The 24,816-nt window shown below is 49.4% G+C and carries 21 protein-coding genes, 1 tRNA gene and 1 pseudogene; 19 read left to right on the top strand and 4 right to left on the bottom strand.

Going from position 1 to position 24,816, the window contains the following annotated elements:
• The first annotated feature begins 4 nt into the window (after positions 1-4).
• The 3 genes from NYE54_RS24750 (at position 5) to NYE54_RS24740 (ending at position 2,247) form a co-directional block, all read left to right on the top strand.
• A complete protein-coding gene (locus NYE54_RS24750) occupies positions 5-817 on the top strand; it encodes an HAD-IIA family hydrolase (protein WP_213643830.1) in 813 nt (270 codons plus the stop codon).
• A gap of 67 nt (positions 818-884) precedes the next feature.
• On the top strand, positions 885-1,490 hold the full coding sequence (locus tag NYE54_RS24745) for a glycerol-3-phosphate responsive antiterminator (protein WP_076325856.1): 606 nt from the start codon (positions 885-887) through the stop codon (positions 1,488-1,490).
• A gap of 43 nt (positions 1,491-1,533) precedes the next feature.
• The gene (locus NYE54_RS24740) at positions 1,534-2,247 is read left to right on the top strand and encodes an MgtC/SapB family protein (RefSeq protein WP_339266896.1); all 714 of its coding nucleotides are present in this window, start codon (positions 1,534-1,536) and stop codon (positions 2,245-2,247) included.
• 117 nt (positions 2,248-2,364) lie between these two features.
• Here NYE54_RS24740 and NYE54_RS24735 read toward each other — a convergent pair whose 3' ends face one another.
• Positions 2,365-3,048, bottom strand: coding sequence for a lysoplasmalogenase (locus NYE54_RS24735; protein WP_083659815.1), 684 nt, complete (start codon positions 3,046-3,048; stop codon positions 2,365-2,367).
• A 366-nt stretch (positions 3,049-3,414) separates the two neighbouring features.
• Here NYE54_RS24735 and NYE54_RS24730 point away from each other — a divergent pair, with 366 nt between their 5' ends.
• Together NYE54_RS24730 and NYE54_RS24725 are read left to right on the top strand one after the other, a co-directional pair.
• Positions 3,415-4,395: a copper amine oxidase N-terminal domain-containing protein gene (locus NYE54_RS24730; protein ID WP_076325671.1), complete on the top strand. Its 981-nt coding sequence runs from the start codon at positions 3,415-3,417 to the stop codon at positions 4,393-4,395.
• 134 nt (positions 4,396-4,529) lie between these two features.
• A tRNA-Leu gene (locus NYE54_RS24725) sits at positions 4,530-4,616 on the top strand.
• A gap of 88 nt (positions 4,617-4,704) precedes the next feature.
• Here the strand turns inward: NYE54_RS24725 and NYE54_RS24720 are convergent.
• The gene (locus NYE54_RS24720; protein WP_213643833.1) at positions 4,705-4,848 is read right to left on the bottom strand and encodes a hypothetical protein; all 144 of its coding nucleotides are present in this window, start codon (positions 4,846-4,848) and stop codon (positions 4,705-4,707) included.
• 318 nt (positions 4,849-5,166) lie between these two features.
• Here NYE54_RS24720 and NYE54_RS24715 point away from each other — a divergent pair, with 318 nt between their 5' ends.
• The gene (locus NYE54_RS24715) at positions 5,167-5,301 is read left to right on the top strand and encodes a hypothetical protein (RefSeq protein WP_339266894.1); all 135 of its coding nucleotides are present in this window, start codon (positions 5,167-5,169) and stop codon (positions 5,299-5,301) included.
• 204 nt (positions 5,302-5,505) lie between these two features.
• Here NYE54_RS24715 and NYE54_RS24710 read toward each other — a convergent pair whose 3' ends face one another.
• Complete coding sequence (locus tag NYE54_RS24710) at positions 5,506-5,898, bottom strand: hypothetical protein (protein WP_339266892.1); 393 nt, start codon at positions 5,896-5,898, stop codon at positions 5,506-5,508.
• Positions 5,899-6,100: 202 nt separating this feature from the next.
• Between NYE54_RS24710 and NYE54_RS24705 the strand changes: the two genes are divergently transcribed.
• From NYE54_RS24705 to NYE54_RS24675, 7 genes are all read left to right on the top strand, one after another.
• On the top strand, positions 6,101-7,909 hold the full coding sequence (locus NYE54_RS24705) for a sensor histidine kinase (RefSeq protein WP_339266890.1): 1,809 nt from the start codon (positions 6,101-6,103) through the stop codon (positions 7,907-7,909).
• A gap of 3 nt (positions 7,910-7,912) precedes the next feature.
• Complete coding sequence (locus NYE54_RS24700; RefSeq protein WP_339266889.1) at positions 7,913-9,544, top strand: response regulator; 1,632 nt, start codon at positions 7,913-7,915, stop codon at positions 9,542-9,544.
• Between the two features lie 172 nt (positions 9,545-9,716).
• Positions 9,717-11,105 carry a sugar ABC transporter substrate-binding protein gene (locus NYE54_RS24695; protein ID WP_076325679.1) on the top strand — a complete coding sequence of 463 codons (1,389 nt, stop codon included), beginning with the start codon at positions 9,717-9,719 and terminating at the stop codon, positions 11,103-11,105.
• Between the two features lie 106 nt (positions 11,106-11,211).
• On the top strand, positions 11,212-12,114 hold the full coding sequence (locus tag NYE54_RS24690) for a sugar ABC transporter permease (protein WP_018751892.1): 903 nt from the start codon (positions 11,212-11,214) through the stop codon (positions 12,112-12,114).
• A 14-nt stretch (positions 12,115-12,128) separates the two neighbouring features.
• Positions 12,129-12,965 (top strand): carbohydrate ABC transporter permease, encoded by an 837-nt coding sequence (locus NYE54_RS24685; protein WP_018751893.1) that lies wholly within the window; start codon positions 12,129-12,131, stop codon positions 12,963-12,965.
• Between the two features lie 56 nt (positions 12,966-13,021).
• Positions 13,022-14,032, top strand: a complete 1,011-nt coding sequence (locus NYE54_RS24680) for a glycoside hydrolase family 130 protein (RefSeq protein WP_144023517.1) — start codon at positions 13,022-13,024, stop codon at positions 14,030-14,032.
• A 382-nt stretch (positions 14,033-14,414) separates the two neighbouring features.
• The gene (locus tag NYE54_RS24675; protein ID WP_339266884.1) at positions 14,415-16,376 is read left to right on the top strand and encodes a carbohydrate-binding protein; all 1,962 of its coding nucleotides are present in this window, start codon (positions 14,415-14,417) and stop codon (positions 16,374-16,376) included.
• 161 nt (positions 16,377-16,537) lie between these two features.
• Here the strand turns inward: NYE54_RS24675 and NYE54_RS24670 are convergent.
• A pseudogene (locus NYE54_RS24670) lies at positions 16,538-16,814 on the bottom strand (DUF711 family protein); the annotation flags it as partial.
• A gap of 1,434 nt (positions 16,815-18,248) precedes the next feature.
• On the opposite strand from NYE54_RS24670, the gene NYE54_RS24665 reads away from it, so the two are divergent.
• The 6 genes from NYE54_RS24665 to NYE54_RS24640 all read left to right on the top strand — a co-directional run bounded on the left by NYE54_RS24665 (position 18,249) and on the right by NYE54_RS24640 (position 24,795).
• On the top strand, positions 18,249-19,265 hold the full coding sequence (locus tag NYE54_RS24665) for a LacI family DNA-binding transcriptional regulator (RefSeq protein WP_339266882.1): 1,017 nt from the start codon (positions 18,249-18,251) through the stop codon (positions 19,263-19,265).
• A gap of 18 nt (positions 19,266-19,283) precedes the next feature.
• Positions 19,284-20,192: a ribokinase gene (locus tag NYE54_RS24660; RefSeq protein WP_339266881.1), complete on the top strand. Its 909-nt coding sequence runs from the start codon at positions 19,284-19,286 to the stop codon at positions 20,190-20,192.
• A 154-nt stretch (positions 20,193-20,346) separates the two neighbouring features.
• Positions 20,347-21,858 (top strand): sugar ABC transporter ATP-binding protein, encoded by a 1,512-nt coding sequence (locus tag NYE54_RS24655; protein ID WP_339266879.1) that lies wholly within the window; start codon positions 20,347-20,349, stop codon positions 21,856-21,858.
• Positions 21,855-22,817: an ABC transporter permease gene (locus NYE54_RS24650; RefSeq protein ID WP_339266877.1), complete on the top strand. Its 963-nt coding sequence runs from the start codon at positions 21,855-21,857 to the stop codon at positions 22,815-22,817. Before NYE54_RS24655 ends, NYE54_RS24650 begins: the two co-directional genes overlap by 4 nt.
• Positions 22,814-23,758 (top strand): ABC transporter permease, encoded by a 945-nt coding sequence (locus NYE54_RS24645; protein WP_076325688.1) that lies wholly within the window; start codon positions 22,814-22,816, stop codon positions 23,756-23,758. Before NYE54_RS24650 ends, NYE54_RS24645 begins: the two co-directional genes overlap by 4 nt.
• A 5-nt stretch (positions 23,759-23,763) precedes the next feature.
• Positions 23,764-24,795 (top strand): autoinducer 2 ABC transporter substrate-binding protein, encoded by a 1,032-nt coding sequence (locus tag NYE54_RS24640; protein WP_076325689.1) that lies wholly within the window; start codon positions 23,764-23,766, stop codon positions 24,793-24,795.
• The last annotated feature ends 21 nt before the right edge of the window (positions 24,796-24,816 follow it).

Below are 24,816 nucleotides of genomic sequence, written 5' to 3'. Positions count from 1 at the left end.
AATTATGGATCATTATTCAGGGTATATTTTTGATTTGGACGGCACGATCTATCTTGGGGCTGAGGCCATTGATGGTGCGGTGGAGACCATTCATTATTTGCAGGGACTAGGTAAGAGGCTATTGTTTTTGACCAACAAAACGATAGATTCCAGGGAAAACTATTTGAAGAAATTAAGGAAGCTTGGCATTCAAGTTGAACTGAATAATATATTGAATCCTGCACTCGTTACGATTCATTATCTTCAAAAACATCATCCGGGCGCAAACGTGTATGTCATTGGCGAAGATATATTGAAGAATGAGCTGCTGGACAATGGAATACGATTCGCCTCATCACCGGAGGAAACCGATGTTGTGGTTGTATCTTGGGATCGGGATTTTCACTACCGTCATCTGGATTTTGCATATCAGGCGATTAAACGGGGCGCTGAAGTGATTGCCACCCACCCGGATCGAACATGTCCAATGCCTGGCGGCGATGTGCCGGATTGCGGCGGTATGATCGGTGCCATCGAAGGCACTGCCGGTATAACAATCACGACCGTCATGGGCAAACCCTCCGTCTTGACGGCATTGACGGCTCTTGATATTTTGGGAGTGCAGGCTGAAGATTGTCTGATGTCAGGGGATCGGCTGGAGACGGATATCAAGATGGGAAATCAGGCAGGGATGAGTACGGCAATGGTGCTGACAGGCGTATCAACCAGGGACGATCTGATGAACAGCAGCGTGAAGCCCACCTATGTACTGAATTCGGTCTACGATATTTATCTCAGTGGTACTGCCGTGAAGCAGGCAGACGAAGCCAAGTCATGAGTATTTACAAAAATAAGCCGGGGCAACGGGAGAATTGGAGATGCTGCTGCGGCAACGAGGTGAAGACATGAAAACCAGTGTTGAAGGTGCACAACGAATTTCGTATTGCTTGAAGCGTAAGCCCATTATTACTTCATTAATGAATGCCGATGAACTCCCCAATGTACTAGCAACTGAGTCGAATATCGTGTTTATTCTAAAGACCGATATTTTTATCATCGAATCGATTGTTGAGCAGATTCGGGAGGCGGGCAAGCTCTCGTTTGTGCATTTTGATCTGATTGAAGGGATCGGCAAAGACAAGACGGGGGTTAAGTATTTAGCAGAAAAGGTTGGCATCGATGGTATTGTTACGACAAAAAACACCGCGATTGTTGAAGCGAAGAAACTGGGCTTGTTAACGGTTCAGCGACTGTTTGTATTCGATTCTGTTTCCCTGGACAACGGGATCAAGATGATTAAGGCCTCCAATCCGGATGCCATTGAAGTGCTGCCGGGCATGGTGTGTCAGCGGATTATGGAACGGATTCGTGCAGAGGTGGACGTACCCGTCATCGCAGGAGGACTCATGATCGATTTGGAGGATTTTGATACAGCTTTGAAGAGCGGTGTAATTGGCATATCCACCTCCAGCAAAGAGCTATGGCGCTGGCAGGATGAACATATGGTATAGCGAAGATCCTCCGTAAATGACAAAGATGGGTGGAGATTAGGGAATGGATGTGTTTCTACTGGATACGGAGACCATGCTGATGCGGCTGCTATTGGCTGCATTGCTTGGCGGTTTAATCGGTTGGGAGCGGGAACGCAGAAACAAGCAGGCCGGTTTAAAAACCCATCTCTTGGTGGCTGTCGGATCAACACTGATTATGCTGACTTCCATTTATGGCTTTGATTCTGCACTGATCAATCATCCTAATGCGAGGTTTGATCCTGCCCGGCTGGCGGCACAAGTTGTAAGCGGTATCGGTTTCCTTGGTGCCGGGGCAATATTGCGGCGTTCCAATCATATCATTTCAGGTCTTACCACGGCGGCAACCCTATGGGTAGCAGCGGCTATCGGTTTAAGTGTCGGCTCCGGATTTTACTGGCCCGCGATCATAACGACAGCGATCGTTCTGGTCAGCACGCTGGTGTTGAATAAATTGGAATCAAAATTTCTCTTTATTAAAAAGTCAGGCAGTTTGAAGATCATCATTGAGGCTGGAGATCGTCCAGTTCATGTAAGTACCATTACGGAATTGCTGCAAAAGGCAAATATGACGGTGGAAGGCATGATCGTGAATAATGACACGACGGAAGACGATTCGACCAAGGTAACGATGGAGTTCCGGGTGTACTCTTTTAACAGCAAGGGAATTAATGGATTGTTCGAGCAATTGTGGCAGGTAGAGGGGATTAAGCAGGTACGCATGAACTGGCGTGATTAAGAGCTTCTTGTATTGGTTTGATGAGCGAAAATGTTACATGGTCAGGTCCTATGATGGACTACATATGATGCACAGGGCCGAGCCCGGGTGGACCCGGGCTCGGCTTTTTTATGTCTTCTATGGGGCGGCAGATGTATTCAAGGACGAGCTTCCTAAGGCCTGCAATCGAGGGCTGTCAAAAGCCGAGATACTTCTGGCTATCAGGAATTGGGCCGCGTAATAAGTGGTCATGATCCATATGTCCGAATAGCGGATATCGGCAACAAACATGTTCCAGGACAAGATCGAGTCAGAGATGACAAAGAGCAGGCTTCCAAGCATCGCATATCGATTCCCGGTCATGATGGCTGTCCAGAGCATGAACGAAATGACTGCGATATAGGCGATGACAGGAATAATCAAAGCCTGTTCTCCGTTCGACTTGAGAGAAGACACCAATTGGATGCCCATCCATACCGAATAGGCTGCAATCGGAACGATGCTGAGAAGGCGGGGAGCTGAATAGCGCCACTGCCCCAAGAAGCCGGACGTGTAGAACAGATGCCCGATCAGAAAGGCAGAAAGACCGACAACAAACCAGATGAGCGTCCCGTCACCGATCATACAGAAGAACAGTCCTGTTAACAGCAAATAGTGAATTCTGGATCTATGGGGCGGGAATTGCCGATAGGCAAACAGGATGATGAGCCACATCGGAATGAGCTTGAACAGCAGCTTGACAGCCAAGGGTTCGGATGGAATGAAGAACATATAAAGCAGACTCATGATCAGGATGATCAATGGCAACATGTATCGTTTCAAATACAGTCCTCCTATGCGCATGTAATCTTAATGTAAGAGTATTCTTCTTATAGCATCCCTATCCCTCTTTCCTGTCTTCGCATGAAATAGGAATGTAAAGCATTATTAGAAATAAATTAAATCTGCTGAAATTGCTTGGAAAATATATTCCGCGATTATATATTTTAATTGCCTTAGTATAAGGGGGAACATATCATGGAGGATGAGTATTCGGAGCCCGTGAGCATGAATCGAGGTTTAAAGCGGAATCGCATCGTCATGGAAGTGTAAGAATAGATAAAATAACGTTTCGCGCTTGGAATTAAGGGTATAGGCCATTTATCAGCGAAAATGGACAGAGAACATAAGAAGGGGTGACAGCTGTTGATGAAGAAGCGCAAAGGGGTTCGAGTGCTGCTGGCAGGGATTACTGCGGCGGTTATAGCCTTAACCGGAAACTTACAGTATGGAGGGGGAGTAGTGGCAGCGGAGGCATCCTCGAACAAACAGATTGAGATTAGAGTGAATGGAGGGAAGCTGATGCTCGATTCTCCGGCAATTATTCAGCATGGCCTAGTCATGGTTCCTTTTCGCGATATTTCGACTGCGATGGGGGCGGAGGTTCACTGGAATCAAGCCAAGCAGACCGCGGTTGTGAGCAACGGTAAACATACGACAAGTTATACAGTGGGAAAGCCCAATGCGATACAAGACGGTAAATGGGTGACGCTGGATGCTTCGCCTAAGCTTAAGGAAGGACGGGTCTATATTCCACTGCGGTTCTCGGCTGAAGGTCTCGGAGGCAAGGTAACCTGGAATAACGCTTCAAAACAAGCCATGATCTTTCCTGTGCTCACACCTAAAGAGGCTGAAACTGCCTTGTCCAAGAGTGCGGATCAAGTGATGACGCTATTGAAAAACAAAGATTTTGAGAAGCTTGCAGAATTCGCTCATTCAAAAGGAGTCACCTTCTCCCCATACGCTTATGTGGACCGTCAGAAGGATATCACGTTGAGCAAACAACAGCTGCGCGATGGGTTTAAAGATGATACCTTATACCGTTGGGGCGAGTTTGATGGCAGCGGTAAACCGATTTCCATGAATTTCGAAAAGTATTATAAGACGTTTATTTATACAAGCGATTTTGCCGCTGCGCCTTGGGTGGGTTACAACCAATCCAAAAGCGAAGGAAATACGTTGAACAATGCGACCAGCCAGTATAAAGGGGCAGTCATCGTTGAGTATTACTTCGATGGGGTTCATCCTGATTATGCTGGCATGGACTGGGAAAGCCTGCGTCTTGTGTTTCAGCAGGAAGGGAATACATGGGTCTTATCCGGAATTATTCATGATCAGTGGACGATCTGATGTTGCCATGAATGGTCGAAATCACGCGGAATATATGGTTTCGACCATTTTTTTAAAAAATGCTTGCTTTTTAACTATGGGCGTAATATACTCTTAATTACGGTGATCAACACGATACCGACTTTACATAATATGCGGTCGTGGCGGAATTGGCAGACGCGCACGGTTCAGGTCCGTGTGGGCTAACCCCCGTGGAGGTTCGAGTCCTCTCGACCGCACCACTTCAATTATAATAGGTTTCTGATCTGCTTTTTTTGGCAGAGCAGGAACTTTTTTTATTTAAAATATTGAGGCTAGTGCTCATTACTTTCAGTAATTTGTAAGCTGTTTTTTGGTGCTGATGCCGCCAAGCATTTCACACATTTGCTCCACCGTAACGACATCTGGGTAATTCAGAAGCAGAAGGGTATAAGGGTCAGGAATAATAGTCGGCTCTGAGCCGGCTTCTGACATGTTTTATCTCCTCGTAGCCTGGAAGAAACGAAAAAACCCGCGAAAAACCTTGATTTTACGAGGTTTTTCCGGGTTTTATGTTCCTCTTCTTGGACAATAACATGTACGACTCAAAATCGAGTGGGAAACCGTGGAGGTTCGAGTCCTCTCGCCGGTATTACTTTACTAAGAGCAGTTCATTAGATTAAAAATCTAGTGGACTGTTTTTATTATGGCTTTAGCCAGTTGAGTGCGTGAAACGCGCGAAACAAAAAACCACCCGCTATGAAGTGACCCCATAAAGTTAGACATATTATTTTATTAGGCAACTTGTTGGGCATGAGTTCGGTACTGTACCGGACTCATGCCTTCAACAAGGTCTGCACGCACAGCCTCATCTACGGCTCGCAGAACAAACATCGCATCATTGACGATCATATGATCAAACGCGTCATCCAGGGAGAATTGTCATGATTCTCCCTTTCTTCACACCATAGACCGGACAGCTTGGCCGTCACCAGCAGGACAACTTACGCCGTCAACCGCCGGTCATTATGTATTAGCAGTAACACTCCCAAACAGTAGCCGATTAGCTGAAATTGACGATGTCCGGTATCCAGAAGACGGGCCGCATAGTCGTCAGCCAGTCGTTCGATCAGTCCGTCAATGCTCCTGGTCTCAATAGCGCTCTACATCCGCAATCGTAATGCCAACAACTGGTCCCAGCCCTTGTTCATCCAGGTGTCGAAGCAGCAAATGGAAGCAGTTTATTGTTCCCAGACCTATACATGGAATACCACATGAAGCGGACCAGATTCCCCGCCGCCATAATAAGTGAACACTGCGTTGCTGCCAGTATTCAGTTGGGGCAGGACTTCGCTCAACGTTCCCCCCCATCTCTGTTTCATGCTTCATAGAATCGCCCTTGAAACCGTCAGTTTGGCTAATTGTATTATTTTTTACGTATGAGGCAACAAAATCAGTGAGCTCTGCTACTGTTGGATCGTTCAACATTTGCCGCAGAAAGGCATCAAACGGAATGGACTGACCGTCACAAGCATAATTACTCAATCGCGCAGCTTCCCGTCAACCTTAGCCATGATTAGTGAATTCGCACCATGTTTTGCGGAGGGCCCCCTGCGCCTATTGATAATAAGGGACGGAATCCGCTAAATAATCATGCCCTGTCTTGACGCCGGGCCGGAGCAGCCGTATGGTACAAGTGACAAGAACTGACAATCGTAGGGAGATACATGCTCAAGAAGGGGGAACTATGAATACATTCACAGCCTATGGCCGGCAGCTCCGGCAGCAGATTGCCGGCAGGTATTACCGGATATCGATCAAACAGAGGATTCTGTTCTCGTTCATCGTGCTGATCACGCTGTCCATCACTGCAATGGGCACCTTCTCGTATTGGATTGCCGCGCAGGAGATCGAGGATAATGCCTACGCCGGCAGCCGGGAGACCGTAAGCAAAACTGCCCAGCTTCTGGATTCCCGCCTGAATGATGTGGCGCTGTCCGTGCAGTCCCTGATGCTGAGCGATGCGTACCGCAAGATGATGCTCGATGTGTTCAGCCATGATGTGTCGAATTACTACGTACATCTGTCCGATCTGCAGTATGTCCTCTCGCAGGCAATGTTCAATCAGCCGATCATTGAGAATGTGCTGATCGTTACCCCGATTGGCGATTTCTATCCCACTACGCAGATCCGGGCGCAGGACAATTCGTTCTACGGCTCGGAATTATATGATCTGAGCAAGGAGCAGCCGGGCGGCTACTGGGCCAAAGGACATTATGACCGGTTGTTCACAGGCAGCCAGCGGGTGGTCTCCTTCGTAGTCCGGGGAATTTATGAATACCCTTACACGCCGATCAGCAATGTATTTATTGTGGTCAATATCAGGGAGAGCCGGATAGATGAGCTGTTGAATACAGGCGGAGAACAAGCAGGGAGAAATTATTATCTGGTGAACGGGGAAGGAGAGGCGGTGGTGGAGTCCCGCTGGCCGTTCCGGGGCAGGTTCCCCTGGAAGCCGGTGCTTGCAGAAGCCGGAAAAGCAGCCGATCCGCAGGATCACTACTACAGCTATGGCGGCAAGGAATATCTGGTGAATTATACAAGCTCAGCCGTATCACCCGACTGGATCATCTCAGGTATGCAGTCGCGGGACCAGTTGCTAGGTAAGCTGCAGCGGGTGCAGCGCATTACCCTCTATGTCATCGTTGTCTTCCTGCTGGCGACCTGGCTGATTTCCAATAAGCTAACATCTGTACTGCTGAAGCCCCTGTTCAAGCTGCGGCGACTGATGCGCAGAGTCGAAGAGAACCAGCTCAGTGTGGTGTATGAGAGCCGTTATGAGGACGAGATTGCCCAGGTCGGCTTTCAGTTCAACCGGATGATGTCGGAGATTAAGACGCTGATCTCGGATGTGAAGGCGAAGGAGAAGGACAAGCGTCATGCAGAGATCCGTGCCCTTACGGCGCAGATGGAGCCGCACTTTCTGTACAATACGTTGAATACCATCTATTGCAAATCGGTCATGGGCGAGAATGAGGATGTGAATGAGATGATCCTGTCGTTGTCGCAGATGTTCCAGATCGGGCTCAGCGGCGGCAAGGATCTGATTACCCTTGCGGATGAGCTGTCCCACATGCGGCAGTATTTCGCCATTCAGCAGAAATGCTATGAAGGACTGTTTGAATACACGGTGACGGTAGAGGACGAGGCCCTGCTGTCCTGCCTGCTGCCGAAGATTATCCTGCAGCCGGTGGTGGAGAACAGCATTCAGCATGGATTCAGCGACATGACAATAGGAGGCAGGATAGACATCACGGTCAGCCGGGAGCAGGGGCTGCTGCATATTTGCATTACCGACAACGGACGGGGGCTTGATGCTGCAAGGGTCAAGCAGGGGCTGGTCAGGGCTCCGCAGTCGAGGAAAGGTTATGCCCTGTTCAACATCAGGCACCGGCTGGCCCTGTATTACGGGGACGAAGCCCGTATGGACGTTGGCGGCGAACCATGTAAGGGATCGCGGACGGATCTGTGGATTCCCGCAGAGGAGGAGAGTTGAAGGATGGACCAAAATCTGGAGCCGGAAAGGTTCAAATTATGTGTAATCGACGATATCAAAAGTGTGGTGGAGATGGTCTCGCGCAAGCCGCCGTGGCAGGATCACGGTATTGAGGTCACAGGTACGGCGCTTAACGGCGAAGCGGGCCTGCAGATCATCCGCGAGACCCGGCCGGACATTGTGCTGACGGATATCCGAATGCCAAGAATGGATGGCCTGCAGATGACCCGGGCGATACTGGAGGTGCTGCCGGACTGTAAGATTATTATCCTCAGCGCTTACTCGGAGTTCTCTTATGCCCAGGAAGCCATCCGGCTGGGGGCGCTTGATTTCGTGAAGAAGCCCTTTTCCCTGGAGGAGATTGTGAATGCAGTGCTGAAGGCCAGGGAGCTGTGCCGGGAGGAGCGTCAGGAGACCGCCAGACTTGCTGTAATGGAGGCGAGAATCAGGGAAAGTCTGCCTATTCTCCGCCAGGAATATCTCACCTTCCTGCTGCACCACCGGACGACAGAAGCGGATGCCCGTTCCCGCTGGGCCTATCTCGATATCCCGCTGGACCAGTATGATTTCTTCGTGTTTGTCGCCGAGATCGATCATTTCGCGGAGAAGCTGAGCGGCCAGCCTGTGCAGGAGGTCGAGCTGCTAAGATTCAGCCTGCACAATATTCTCGAAGAGACGATTTCCGCCCTGACCCGCGGCGTTATTATCCGGGAGGCGACAGACCGGTACGTCTGTATCATGAACGGCTCAGACCCGGAGACCGCCGCGCTGATTACGGAGGCCTGCTGCATGAATGTAAGCCGCTTCTCGCGTCATACCATTTCTATTGGCGTGGGCCTGGGCACAGCGGCGATTCAGGAGCTGGGCACGGCGTACAGGCAGGCGCTTAGCGCGCTGGGGTATCATTTCTATACCGGGGGCAACGGGGTATATCATTATAGCAATATCGAGAATAAACCTCTCTCGCTCCACAGCTATTCCGCCGCCGCCGAGCAGGAGCTGCTGTTCGCCCTGCGTTCCGGCAATTCCGCCAAAAGCCTGCAGGTGCTGGACCAGCTGTTCGCGGAGCTGCTGGACAGCGGGCTTTTGCCTGAGCCGCGTTATGTTGAAAGTGTCGGCTATGAGCTGAGCTCCAGGATCTGCCGGGTCCTGCTGGAGCAGTTCCCTTATGGGCAGGTGGAGCCGCTGGAACTCAGAATTGCTGCCATGAAGAACCAGGTGCATCCTTCCCTTCAAGATATACGGGACCTGCTGTCCTGGCTCTGCCGGGAGGCCTGTGCGCTGGTGGAGCAAGCCCGTTCTCTGGAGTCCACGCGGATTATCCGTCAGGCCGTCGAATATATCCATAGTCATCTGGACACGGGGCTGTCGCTGGAGCAGATGGCGAAGCAGATTAACCTTAGCCAGGGGTATTTCTCCAATCTGTTCAAGAAGGTTCAGGGAATTTCGTTTCAGCAGTATGTGATGCATGAGAAGATGGAGAAGGCCAAGGCGATGCTGATCAGCGGCCGGCAGGTTCAGGAGATCGCCCAGGATCTCGGGTATGAGCACAGGCGCTATTTCAGCGAGGTGTTCAAGAAATATACCGGCATGACCCCGTCCGAGTTCAAATTGTATTATCTTGGAAAAGAATAGGAATCAGCAGGGGAGGGATTTCCGCAGGGCGGAGATTACCTCCCTTGTCTGTATAGAACTCCTGCAGAAATCTGCCCTTAATGTGGGCTTACCCGCCTTATCTGGATGCGCCTATCGAACTATAATCAGGTTGTAAGCGAATACAGCAGGGATATATAAGGGGGCACTACCAATGATGAAGCGTATGCTAATGACATCTCTGAGCCTGGTCCTGGCACTTGGCTTGGCAGCCTGCGGCAACGGTAACAGCAACGGCGGCAATGCTGCTGAAGGCACGGGAAACGGGGCGACAGCCGGCTCGGGGGGGAAAACTAAAATCAGCTACTGGACAGGCGACCGCCACGATGCGGATTTCGTGAAGGAGAAGGTAGCCGAGTTCAACGCAACCAATACTGACGGGATTGAGGTGGAGCTGGTCGTCAAGGGCGACGACTTCGATACCGCGCTCGATCTGTCCTTCCAGACCTCCGATGCACCGGATGTGATCCGGGTGAAGGAGAATACCATCCAGACCTTCTACAAAAAAGGCTTTCTCGCTCCTATTGACGAGTTCCTGAACGATGAGCTGAAGGCGAAATTCCCGGCCATGCCGGATCTGAATGAATTCGACGGCAAGCGTTACAGTCTGCCGAACTATGGAACGACCATGCGTCTGGTGTACAACAAGGATCTGTTCGCCAAAGCGGGCATTGAACATCCGCCGACTACCCTGCAGGAGCTGGTGGATACAGCCAAGAAATTGACAGAAGCCGGCAAAGCGGACGGCGCTTACGGCTTCGCCCTTAACTTCAAGAGCCCCGGCAGTGCGTTCGCACGTTCGGCACGGGTGGTTGCGGAGATGAGCGGCTATGGCGGCTTCGGGTATGATTTCAAGACAGCCCGCTACGACTTCAGCGGCTTCGAGCCGATCATCAATGCCTTTAAGCAGATCAGGGACGACGGCAGCATGCTGCCGGGTGTAGAATCGCTGGATATTGATCCGCTGCGGGCGCAGTTTGCGGAAGGCAAGATCGGAATGTATATGTCCTACTCCTCAGAGCCTGGCGTCTACAAGAATCAGTTCCCGGCCAAGATTGACTGGGCGGCCGCTCCGGTTCCTACCATCGACGGCACCGTGAAGGGGGCTTCCGGCTTCCTCGGGGGCCAATGGCTGGCGCTGAGCTCGAAATCAGAGCATAAAGAAGCAGCCTGGAAGTTCATGGAGTTCATGTACGGCGATCAGGTGCTGACGGATTATCAGGAAAAAGGCTTCGGCATCTCCATGGTTCCATCCATTAGCGCAGCAGCCAAGACACCGGATGTGAACGGCATTGAAGGCTTCCTGCCGAACAAGCACGATGGGGTGTGGCCGGTCTATCCGTCTGTAGCACCGGAAGGAATGAAATCGGATGACGCCTTCTTCAAATATATGCTGAACGGCGGCGACCTGAAGGCGGTTATCGCTGATCTGAACAAACGCTATAACGCTGCACTGGACAGTGTGATTGCGAATGACGGCATAAAGGCTGAGCCGGATACCGGCTTTGATCCCGCCGCTCTGGGCGGCAAGTTCGCCAAGTAGACAGAAGGTTAGGGATAGAGATATAGGCCGGGATAGCAGGGGATGAGGGAGCAACTCCCTCATCCCTCTGCTCTGGTCGTAAAGGAAAGGAGCCGGAAGAAACCAGATGAACAAAACGAAACATGCCTTATTTTCATACAGTTTTATCTTTCCAAGTGCCTTGCTCACGTTGGTTCTCGGGATTTACCCGATTGCCTGGGCGTTCCGCTATATGTTCTATGATTACAAAGGGTTCGGAACGGCGCGGTTTACCGGTCTGGCCAATTTCAGCCGCATTCTGAAGGACACCCAGTTCTGGGATTCGGTGGTGAATACATTTGTCTATGCTGGCGGCAAGCTGCTGATCACCATTCCGCTGGCCCTGCTGCTGGCAGTCATATTGAACCGGGGGCTGCGGGGCAGACAACTGCTGCGGGGGATTTTCTTCATGCCGACCGTCATCAGTACCGCTGTAATGGCCGTAGTCTTCTTCACGATTTTCAACTCATATAACGGGATTCTCAACCAGTTTCTGATCCGCCTGGGCCTCTCCGATTCCGGTGTGGACTGGCTGGGGCCGAAATATGCCATGCTCACCGTCATTCTGGTTGCGGCCTGGGGGGCGGTCGGCAATTATATGCTGCTCTTCCTCGCCGGTCTGCAGAATATTCCGGAGGATGTGTATGAGGCGTCTTCCCTGGACGGGGCAGGCAGAATCCAGCAGTTCCGCTATGTCACCCTGCCGATGCTCGGACCTGTGATGCAGATGGTTATTATGCTGGCGATCATTACAGCCCTGAAGGGTTACGAGAGCATCATGGTTCTGACTGAAGGAGGTCCTGTAGGCAAGACAGAGGTCATGTTCCTGTATTTGTACAAATTGTTTTTCCCTGTCGGCGGGAGCAGCGCGGCGGTTCAGGTCCAGGAGTTCGGATACGGCAGTGCGGTCGCCTTTGTGTCTGCGGTCATTGTAGGGATGATATCACTCATTTATTTCTACGCATCCAGACGCATGAATCAGACCGATTGAGGAGTGAGGCTATTATGAGACTAAGAACCATACTGGGCAATATCATCCTGTGGATTTTTTTGCTGGCTGTTGCTTTTATTACGCTGATTCCGGTCGTTATCACCATCCTGGGCTCCTTCAAGACTAATGCTGAGCTTACTGCGGGAGCGACCTTCCTGCCGGCGAGCTGGCACTTCTCGAACTATGCCGAAGCCTGGGCGCAGGCCAATTTCTCCAGGTATACCCTGAACAGCCTGATTGTCTCCCTGGCGGCGGTGGTCGGCACGCTGCTGGTATCATCCATGGCGGCTTATGTGGTGGACCGGATGGATTTTGCCGGCAAAAAATTGTATATCGGACTGCAATCCTTCACCATGTTCGTGGCTGTAGGGGCGGTCGTGCTGCGTCCGCAGTTCGATCTGATGGTTAAGCTTCATCTGCACAGCAGCCTGTGGGGCGTTATATTGATTCTGATCTCCGCCCATGCTTCGATCTTCTTCATTCTCTCCAGCTTCATGAAGGGGATTCCCCGCGAGCTGGACGAGGCGGCGCTGATGGACGGCAGCTCTCCCGGCCGGACCTTCTGGCGGATAATTCTGCCGCTGCTCGGACCCGGACTTGGCGTAGGTGCCCTGTTCACCTTCCGCGGCGCGTGGAATGAATATCTGCTGCCGCTCGTGTTCACGATGACGAAGCCGGAGCTGCAGACGCTGACCGTCGGGCTGGCGAACCTGAAATACGGGATTTCGGCCGCTTCTCAGACCCACTATATGATGGCGGGCGCCTGCTTGTCCATTCTGCCGATTCTCGTGGCCTATCTGTTCGCCAACAAATCCTTCATGCAGATGACGGCCGGTTCCCTCAAAGGGTAGCGGTCCGGCCCTGCGCAACCCATATTCCATATTTAACATTCAAGGAGGTACACCCCATGACTCAACACGCTCCGGCAATTCTGCAATCTGCCCCGTTCATCCGGCGGTATCCGGGCAATCCGGTGCTGGATGCAACGAAGGTTCCTTACCCCACCGCACTGGTATTCAATGCCGGTGTAACGAAATTTAACGGCAAGTATGTGATGATCTTCCGTAATGATTACGGCTCACTGGTCGATCAGACGCTTGAGCCGCACCACACCACGGATCTCGGCATTGCTTACAGTGACGACGGGCTGAGCTGGACCGCCGGCCCGAAGCCAGTGTTCAAAATGCATGACGAGGAAATTATCCGCGCCTACGACCCGCGCCTGACCGTGATCGGCGGCCGTTGTTATATGTGTTTTGCCGTGGATACGCACCATGGCATCCGCGGCGGAATTGCCGTTACCGATGATCTGGAACACTTCGAGGTGCTCAGCCTGTCTACACCGGACCTGCGCAATATGGTACTGTTTCCCGAGTTGATCGGCGGCAAGTATGTCCGGCTGGAGCGTCCCTTCACGGTATACAGCCGCGGCGGCCGGGACCGCTTCGATGCCTGGATCTCCGAGTCGCCGGACCTGAAGCATTGGGGCAACTCCAGCCTACTGCTCGCCGTTGAGCAGGTGCCGTTTGCCAATGACAAGGTCGGCCCGGCCGCACCTCCGGTCCGGACGGATAAGGGCTGGCTGACCACCTTCCATGCGGTGGATGTGGACCCGGCCAGAGGCAAGCACGGTTGGGAGGACACCTGGAAGAAGCGCTATACCGCCGGAATTATGCTGCTGGATCTGGAGGACCCCCGCAAGGTGATCGGCATGAGCAGGCAGCCGCTGCTGGCACCGGAGACAGACTATGAGATTGGCGGGGGCTTCCGCAATCATGTGATTTTTCCGGGAGGGATGATTCTGGAGGATGACGGCGAGGTCAAGATCTATTACGGCTCTGCGGATACGGTGGAATGTCTGGCAACGGCCCATGTGGACGATCTGCTCCGGCTCTGTCTGGAGCCGGAGCATAGATAAGATTGGAAGCAGGCTGAGGGCGGAAATGCGGAGTAACAGTGTGGGCCATGTGCCATGATTGGAGCGGCTTGCGCGGAGATTGTGTATGAAGTGCAACAATGCTAGATCAATAGCAGCGACCGTGGGGAGATTGTGCATAAAATGCAACAATACAGCTCAGTAGTAGCGACCAACGCAGAAATCCTGCACAAGGTGCAACAAAACCGGGGCTGTACTTTAAAAGGAAACTTTGCTGATGCAGAAAAGGTTAGTATTACTCTGCCACTTCCGAAGCTGAACAGGAATATGTCGACTTTTTGAAAAGAGTAATAGAGCATCACTGGTGAAATCATTATTCACTGATGACCTAGTGTTTGCTAAAAAAATATGAAAGAGGTGTTTAATGATGTTGAAAAAGTTAAAATTATTAAGTGCATTATTAATTATTTGTATGGCCAGTCTGTTACCTGTCGTTCCTTCGTCAGCAAACGCGGCTTCAGTTGTAAGCTATCCATTACCATCGGTCTATACCACGACCAATCAATACACAGTAACAGCAGACTCTACCAATATACCGGTAATCGACACTTCGGAGGTATTTGTAAACTATAATTATTGTAATTTCTCTTTTTCAGGTACGACTACAATCACAATAACAGCAAGCGAGCCAATCAATACCTATAATATTTCTCCCAAAGCTTTGGGAATCACTGCAACAAAGAGCGGAAATACACTTACATTTACACTTTCATCACCAACCTATCTTATAGTTAAAATCAATAACCTGAAAGATCTGGTTATTGCGGCAGATGCTCTTGAAACCAATGTTCCGGCTTCATCCGGTACAGGTATATACAATGTTAAAACTCAATACGGTGCCGACAGTACCGGTGCCGCTATGGCTACAACTGCAATACAAAACGCCATAAATGCGGCTAACGCAGCAGGTGGCGGTATCGTATACGTTCCAGCCGGAGTTTACAAGAGCGGAAACCTTGTTCTAAAAAGCAATGTTTCGGTTTATCTGGAGGGTGGTTCTGTTATAAGGGGTTCAGGAAATCCAAGCGATTACACTACTCATTTTCATAAGAATTCTCTGAATAAGGATGGAACATGGTTTATTTATACCGAAACAAATGCAAACAATATTAAGATATACGGCAGGGGGACTATTGACGGCAATGGCCATTATATGAGAAATACAAACAATTATTTGAACAATATTCTTGTACCCTTGCAGTGCAGCAACTTCACGGTTGACGGCATAACCATAAGAGACAGCGGTGGCTGGGCTACAATCGTTACAAGATCTAATAACGTAACATTCCAGAATACAAAGCACTTCAACAACAATGAACTTGATTATGAAAATGATGCAATAGACATTCAAGAGAGCCAGAATGTACTCATAAAGCACACGGTAGCAGTATCGGAGGATGACACATACTCATTTAAGACATGGGATGTAGCAACTACGGATATAGCTGCAAACTGGCCGGGAAGTCCTGAAAACCAGTCAAATGTAGTTGTGGATGATGCTTTGGCTTGGAGCAGATGTGGAGCATTCAAGGTTGGAGATGGAGTGAAACAGCTTCAGGATGGCATAGTTGTTAAAAACTCTTATGTATACAGATGCTGGCGCGCTTTAGCGGTAGGTCATCTTTATGGGACTCCAGCAGCACAAAACATCATATTTGACAATATAGATGTAGAAGGCTTCTGGCCAAGATCCGGTGTTCACTCCAGGTGGTTTGATCTTTCTGCAAAAACCGGTCCGATAAAAAATGTGGTCTATAATAATATCAATTTACGCGCTTTAGGTGAAGTTTCAATAATGAAGGGTTGGAGTGACACATCTACTGTCTCCGGAGTTACATTAAACAATGTTCGCGTCGGTGGAGTTGCGGCAACTACACTCGCAGAATTGAAAATAACAGATACTAACAGCTATGCTGCAGCTCCCAAATTCAACACATTGAAATTTGAAGCGGAAGGTTATAACCTTAGTTCAGGTGTTATATCCTATGAGGCAAGCACTGATGGTGGGCTGGATGTTGGTGGAGGGAGTAATGGCGACTATATAGCATTTAAAAATGTAGACTTTGGTAGTACAGCTAAAACAAGTATTGATTTGAAGGTTGCATCCGCTAATTCCGGCGGAAGGATAGAATTCCACTTGGACAGTCCTACAGGCACTATGCTGGGTTATTGGACGGCAGAAAGCACAGGCGGATGGCAGACATGGTCAGTCAAGAATATCCCGCTTAATGCCGGGACAGCTGTAGGAACCCATACGGTATATGTTACTTTTGTTAAGTCAGATTCAACCACAGTTGCAAATTTAACTTGGTTCCAGTTCAAATAGAATGGAAACGGTTTGATTTAATTGCAATAAGATGGATAAAGGGGTATATCAAATGATATGCCTCTTCATTCAGCTAAAGTTTTTTTCTACGACTGACCAACTAACACAAAAAAACAGCAAGTCTCCTAAGTGAAATAGGGACTTGCTGTTTGAGGTTTCAATTAATTCTTAAAGCTATGAATTGGAGCTGAGATTCGTCCGCCACGATTAACGAAGTTCGCGCAGTTGAAGCCGTTTACTGCTATAACTGGTGCATATCCGAGCAGGCCGCCAAATTCGACCAAAGGTCATAGCTTCCAGCTTCTCTAGTGTAAGGGTACCCCGCTGAACTGCTTGAATCATGCCGTGATCTTCATTGACCGGAATAAAGGCTCTACTATTAAGCCCACCTACATAGGAGGAGGCCATTACGCCACTTTTTTTAACATTGTCATTTAGGGCGTGTCTGAAAACTATCATTGAGTCAATTTAAAAATGGAAGCTATGTATATAAACGCGAGGAATGACTTAGCCAACTTATCGTAACGAGTGACCACACGGCAAAAGTGTTTGATTTTATTGAAAAAGCATTCAACCAAGTGGCGTTCTTTGTACCGATACCAATCGACCTCCCATGGATGTTGACTATTCGTTTTAGGCGGAATGGTGTAAGTGGCCTGTTTAGTCGTAATCCAGTTCCGAATCGCTTCTGAGCCATAGGCTTTGTCGCCAAGAATGTGGCTTCCCGTAATATCCAACTCCTGAAGCAATTCGATCGCTGGAACAGAATCATAAACTTGACCACCCGTCAGTAGAAAAGCTAGAGGGTTGCCTAATCCATCGACTACGGCATGAAGTTTGGTCGTCTTGCCGCCACGACTGACGCCGATGTGTTGGTTTACTTCGTGTCAATCTGCGATTTTTTTGCACCGGCACTGTGTTGGTGGGCTTTGACCGATGTAGAATCGATGCTCAAGTTTTCAAAATCGGGTTCGATGTGAAGGGCTTGGTGAAAACCTTGATTCTACAAGGCTTTTAGCGGTTTTTAAATTCCTCTTCTTGGACTTAACTTCTGCTATCTTCTCAATAGCAGTCGCGACTCAAAATCGTGAGGGAAACCGTGGAGGTTCGAGTCCTCTCACCGGCACCAAATGCATTTATCAGTAGTTCATTAGATCAATAGATCATGTGTCTAATTCGGCGTTTTTAGCGTTTGAGTGAGCTACCAGGTAATATGTTCGATACTGTAATTACATCCTACACTTTCCGTCCTAAGGTCTTGTAAAATAGATCTAGCCAATGGCTCTTGGGAACAGCAATCTCCTGAGAACTATCATGCATCCTTAAAGTAAGAGGCAGCAAGCCGGGTGGCATTCAGGTTTTTATTCCTGATTCCTCCAGGCTTTTTGTTTTACATTAACAATGCGCATTTCCAAATAAATTGCGTAAACGTTTTAACAAGGAATTGATTGGAAAAAAGGAGTCTTAAATTAGGAAACAATGGGTTAAATCACTTCTGGTTTTTAAAGGAGTGGCTGACAGGTTAGATTCTAATAAAAATTGTATGATTTTTCCTGAGATTTACTCGACACCAATGAAAAACTTGATTTAATGTTATAATATATGCCACAGATACAAAGTTATATTAAAATTTAAGTTGAATACCGAACAAATACCTAACACATTAATGTTAGATATTAAAAATGTAACCGTTTTATTTTTTGATTTTTCGAAAAAAACCTATTGTAATCTGATTGATCATGAACTACAATAAAATCAGAAATTGCGTAAACGTTTACATTTTTAGAGTGGGAAATGAACTCATATCGTTTATTATCAAAGGGAAATATTGAGAAAACGTTATGACTTTAAACTAAAGGAAGGGGGGTGGCTATGACGAACAAGGAAATTACAATTAAGGACGTAGCCAAGCAAGCAAATGTATCTGTAGCTACGGTATCCCGAGTGATGAATGGACGAGATCGCGTAAGTGAAGCCACTCGCAAGAAAATACTCAAAATAATAGAAGAGATGAACTTCGTTCCGAATACGATGGCTGCATCGATGGTCAATAAAAAAACCAACATGCTGTCCGTCGTGGTGCCGGAGATTCAGAATCCCTTCTACACCGCAGTCATTGGCGGCATGGTAGAGGTGGCCAAGAAGGAAGGCTTCTTTACTCTAGTAGTCTCCACGAATAGCGATGAGGCAGAGGAGGAAGAATTTTTTGAAAGCTTCCTAGGGAAAAATGTGGATGGAATCATCTTAATCGGTACGCATAAGGATGCAGAGTTTTACCGGAACATTCGCAAGCCTACCATCCTTGTCGACCGTTATATCAACGATTGCGGCCACGATGGTGTCTTAATCGACAACTTCCGCGGCGCGTACGAAGCGACCAAGCATTTCGTGGACTATGGTCATGAACGCATTGCCATTATAGATGGGGCGCATGATTTTAACGATGGCAAGGACCGTTATTGGGGATATCGTCAAGCTATGCATGAGAGGGGCCTGACACCCGATCCTGCCTATCACAAGCAGGGGAATTGGCTGGAAGAGGACGGCTACCGATTTACGACGGAGCTTATGCAATCCGAGCAGCCACCGACAGCTATATTTGCGGCTAACAACGTCATCTGTACGGGTGCGATTAAAGCGATACGCGATTTGAATCTCCGAATCGGAGAGGATATTTCTTTAATTGGCTTTGATGATAACGAGCTTGCCCAGTTCGTGCAGCCAAGAGTGACCGTGGTCAGCAGACCGACAAGAGAGATGGGAATTCAAGCGGCGGAAATGCTCATTCAAAAAATCAAGAGAGAGCCTAAAGAGCGGACGAAGCTGAAAAAAATGATATTGGATGTTGAATTGAAGAAATTCGGCTCAGTCAAAAGACTGAAGGAGTAATACTGGGGGGAGAGCGCTATGGCGAAAATCTTGGTAGTGGGCAGCATGAATATGGACATTGTCACACAGGTTGAGCGTCACCCCATTCCCGGCGAAACGATACAGGGCAACGAGACCCGTTTCTTTATTGGGGGCAAGGGGGCTAACCAGGCGGTTGCCGCGTCTCGCTCCGGAGCTTCGGTCGCTATGGCGGGTGCACTGGGCTCGGATTCCTTTGGGATCGACATACGCAGGGAATTGGCGGAGGCTAGGATTGATCTTGATCATGTTATCGAGAAGCCGTGTATGACGGGGCTTGCTTTGATTACAATCGATGGAGCAGGGGAGAACAACATTATTTTATCCTCAGGCGCTAATGGAAGGTATGGTGCAGACGAGGTAGATAAATTGGACCTCTCTGGTTTCGACGTCATTTTGCTGCAAAATGAAATATCATCGGCAGCCAATCAAAGGGTGCTGGATAAAGCGGCAGAGCAACGTATTCCGGTATTTATGAATCCAGCTCCAATTGACGGGTTTGACCAGAGCCAACTGAGCAAGGTCACTTTCCTCATTCTGAATGAGGTCGAGGCGGAGGAGCTGAGCGGCATCCGTATTGAAGGAAGCAGCCAGGCCCTGGAGGCCGGAAAGAAACTGCTTAATGACGGCATTCCTCATCTCATTATTACTTTGGGAAGCAAAGGCTCTATCTATATGGACCAATCCGGAAGGCAAATCACATTAACCGCATTTTCGGTTGACGTAGTGGATACGACAGCGGCCGGAGACACCTTCATCGGAGCGTTCGCAGCTAAATATGTAACGGGAGCGGAGCTGCGCGATTGTCTGTGCTACGCGACAGCGGCATCGGCGCTGGCTGTATCTGTACCAGGTGCCCAAAGCTCGATTCCGACAGAAGAACAGGTACAATCGTTTCTTACGGTGTAGAACAATAGGTTAATAAGACCGTTATAAAAAGGTAATATACGGGGTTTCTTTCCTGGAAAGGGACACCTGTATTCTCAGACTTTGGTGAGTTAACGCTTAGTCTTGTTAAAGTTATCCAAAAAGCAGCTCAGTAAGGTGAATAGGAGGTCGAACGATGAGGCATCCGGTTTTGAAAATGGAAGGCATCAGCAAGGAATTCCCAGGGGTCAAAGCGTTATCAGATGTTAGCTTTGAGCTCTATCCGGGCGAAGTCCATGCGCTTATGGGGGAGAACGGAGCAGGGAAATCCACGCTGATGAAAATTTTGTCCGGCGTATATTCACCGACGCAAGGAACGATCAGACTGAAGGGCAAAGAAGTGACATTCGGCAACCCGCTTGACGCCCAGCGGCAAGGAGTGTCCATTATCCACCAGGAATTCAATTTGTTTTCTAATTTGACAGCCGCGGAAAATATATTTATCGACCGTCCGGAAATGGTGGGCAAATTCGGCCGGATACAGTGGTCCAAAATGTATGACGAGGCGCAGCGTTTGGTTGATTCCATAGGGGGAGGTGAAATTGATGTCCGCCAGGAGGTCCGGCATCTTGGCGTTCACAGCCAGCAAGTAATCGAAATTGCGAAAGCGCTGTCTTTTCAGGCGGATGTGCTCATTATGGATGAACCGTCAGCGGCGCTTCCGGAAAACGAAGTGAAAAAAATGTTTGATGTGGTCAACCGGCTCCGGGCGCAGGGCGTAGCCATCGTGTATGTCTCTCACCGCATGAAGGAAATATTTGAAATTGCGGATAAGGTAACGGTGCTGCGGGATGGAGCCAAGATTGATACCCGTGGAATCGAAGAGGTTACCGAACAGAGCTTGATTCAAATGATGGTGGGCAAAGAGGTTGGCCAGCTATATCCGGTCAGGGAACAGAAGCACGATCAAGAGGTTGTGCTGAAGGTCGAGCAGTTGTCGCTCGATTCCGCACACTGTGTATCTTTTGAGCTGCGAAAAGGAGAGATATTAGGGCTGTTCGGCGTTCCGGGTTCGGGCACGCACACGATTGCCGAGCGTTTATTCGGTCTAAAGCGGGGAACGGGTGAAATCACTATTCGTGACGCAGCGGTGAAAATCAATAATCCGAGTCAGGCCAAAGCAAAGAAGATTGCTTATGTTCCGCCGGATCGTCACCGTCAAGGCATCATTAAACCGATGTCAATTCGGCAAAATCTGTCCATTCCGATGCTGCCGCAGCTTTCAAAGTATACGGTGCTGGACGAGGCGCGGATTAAAGAGATGAGCAAGGAGTATATGGAGAAGCTTCGAATAAAAGCGCCCAACGATGGCCAAAGCGTAGACTTTCTGAGTGGCGGCAACCAGCAAAAGGTTGTGATTGGCAAATGGCTTGCAGCGAATCCCGATATTCTTATTCTGGAGGAGCCGACCCGGGGAGTTGACGTCGGAGCGAAGGCGGAGATCTACAATATTATTCATCAACTGGCCCAGGAAGGCTTGAGCATCCTGCTGATTTCGTCCGAAATGCCGGAGGTGATTGGACTCTGTGATCGGATCCTGGTGCTATACAAAGGCACGATCGTGCATGAATTTGCACATGGCGAGGCTGATCAGGAACAATTGCTGCAGCGTGCTTCACATCCGCTTTCAGAAGGAGGCCGCATATGAAACGCCTACTAAATGTGCATGAAGCGCCTATTATTTTATTTACCATTCTCGTTACGCTGTTGTTTTCCATTATATCTCCTGACTTCTTGCAATTCGAAAATATAAGGCTGATTCTGGATCAGAACATCTCCATGTTCATCGTGGCGATCGGGATGACGATGGTCATTCTGCTGGGGGGCATGGATTTATCCGTCGGCTCCGTGCTGGCAGTGACAGCGACTTCTGTCGGATTGTTTCTCAGCCATGGCATCCATCCATGGATTGCAGCCGCTATGGGGATATGCATCGGGGTTCTATGCGGCCTGGTCAATGGTTATTTCATTGCGGTTAGGAAAATACCGGACATCATCGTCACCTTGGCCACCATGTATATCTTCCGGGGCATTGCGGTAGGGATCAGCGGAGGAACCTGGATGACGAACTTTCCGGGAGGATTTCGATTCTTCGGACAAGGGTATTTGCTCGGCATTTCCTTCCCGCTGCTAATAGCCGTCATTCTTATCGCGGTCTTCATTTATTTAATGAAATTCGCCCGTGAGGGCCGAAGAATCTACTCCATTGGCGGGAATGGACCAGCAGCCAAGCTGGCGGGAATCAGCGTAGCCCGAACCAAGTTTAAGGTCTATGTATTAACTGGCTTGCTAGTCGGGATCGCCTCGGTTATTTTCGCAGCAAAGGTAGGCAGTGTGCAAGCCTCGACAGCAGGCAGCGGTTTAGCGTTTGAAGTCATGGCAGCCGTTCTTATCGGCGGGGGAAGCATCTTTGGAGGAGTCGGCACCATAGCCGGAACGATGCTGGGTGTGCTCTTTATGGGCATTGTCAAAAATGGGCTCATTATATCCAAGGTTTCACCGTTCTGGGTTGATGCTGCAACCGGTTTTCTGATTATTCTGGCAATTGTCATTAATACGCTGCAGCGTATAAGGCAAAACAAAGGAAAAGAGGGGGATTTGGTATGAGTACATGGACAAGCCGGTTCCCGCTTAGGGGAAATAAGCTGATCGTTCAAATGCTGCTGCTGCTCGTCATTATCGTGCTGTTCAGCTTCTTGTCTCCCTATTTCCTGACCGTCACTAACTTTATGAATGTGCTGAACCAGATGGTTGAAGTAGGGCTGATCGCCATACCGATGACCATGATCATCATATCCGGTGCCATGGATCTTTCGGTAGGCTCAATTCTCGCTTTCTCCGCTGTAAGTATGGGAGTTGCCTTTGAGCGGGGCCTCGATATATGGATCAGCGTGATCATTGGGCTGCTGGCTGGCTTGCTGTGCGGGGCGGTTAACGGCTATCTGATCGCAAGGCACCGAATGCAGGCGATCGTTGTCACCATTGGCATGCTCGTGATGCTGCGGGGTCTGGTCTACGTAATCAATCAGGGCAGACCCATTAGCGGCTTTCCGGATGCATTCTACTTTATGGGCCAGCAGTATGTCGGCGGCATTCCGGTTAATGCGATTTTCCTAGTGGTGATGTTCCTTCTGGCCAGCTTTGTCATGAAGAAAACAAGATTCAGCACTTATGTGTACGGCATTGGCAACAATGAAGAGGTTGTCCGCTACTCAGGTATCTCGGTCGTACGCATCCGGTTTATCCTCTTTATGCTTAGCGGATTGTTTTCGGCCTTGGCGGGTATATTTCTGGTGTCGCGTCTGGCAAGCGCAGAGGCGACATCGGGTACCAATATAGAGCTCGATGTCATTACAGCGACTCTGATAGGGGGCACACATATTTTTGGAGGAAGGGGGAGTCTTTCAGGCACATTTGTCGGGCTGCTAATCATCGTGTTTTTGCGTAATGGATTGAATCTGTTAGGTGTATCCGTGCTTTACCAGGCAGTCATATTAGGGGCATTGCTTCTGCTTGCTGTAGGAAACAAAAAATTCAATGGAGAGTGAAACCTATGAAAAAGCTGGCATTGACGTTACTGACGGGCGTATTGGCTTTGAATTTGGCAGCATGCGGAAGTACAAGCGGGAATCAAACGGATAACGGAGGCAAAACGAACCAGGGAGCTTCGGGATCCAGAACTTACTTTATGAATCCAAAGTCCATCGGCCCTGCTTATTGGGCGGCGGCTGAGAAGGGCGCGAAGAAGGCGGAGGCCGATTTGAAGGTAAAGGTTCTGTTCAATGCGCCGACAGAGGCGGATTCCTCCAAGCAAATTAATATGATTCAGGATATGCTGACCCGCAAAGTAAGCGGCATCGGCGTATCGCCCAATGATGCGAAAGCGGTAGGCCCTGTGTTCAAGAAGGCGGCAGGCCAAGGCGTCAATATTGTGACCTGGGACAGTGACGCGCCGGATACAGACCGCCAATATTATGTAGCTCCGGCTACAGACCAAGAAATCGGGGAGCTTCTGGCCAAAACGATCGGAGAGGAAATCGGCGGCAAAGGACAGGTCGCGTTCATGGTAGCCGGTCTGGGCTCGCAAAACCAGATTGCCAAATCCAATGCGGCTAAAGCTTATTTTGCAGCCAACTATCCGGAGATTGAGGTCGTAACGACTGTCGCGAGCGACGACGATCAACAGAAGGCGTATGCCAATGCGCAAAACCTGCTTCAAACCTACCCTGATCTGAAAGGCATAATCGGATTTGCAGGCGGCGAACCTCCTGCAGCCGCGGAGGTCGTGGAGCAAGCTGTAAAGGCAGGCACTTTGGAGAAGAACCAAGTGGCCATTACAGGCATTGCCGTGCCGAGCGTCGTGAAAAATTACATCAAGAACGGCACGATCAAAACAGATATTATTTGGGATCCGGGCAAGCTGGCTTACGTAACGGTCTATATTATGGATCAACTGGCTCAAGGCAAGGAAATCAAAGACGGCATGGAGATTCCGACGATTGGAACAGTGAAGGTAGACGGACAAAGCGTCTTTATTGGCACGCTTGAAGTCACGAACGATAATGTGGACAGTTTTGATTTCTAATAACACCCTTAGGAGGCGGCC

Source organism: Paenibacillus sp. FSL K6-1330 (genome assembly GCF_037976825.1).
In the GTDB taxonomy this organism is placed as follows: Bacteria; Bacillota; Bacilli; order Paenibacillales; family Paenibacillaceae; genus Paenibacillus_AQ.
Note: the sequence above shows the minus strand (reverse complement) of the source record. Positions and strands in the feature narration are given on the sequence as shown.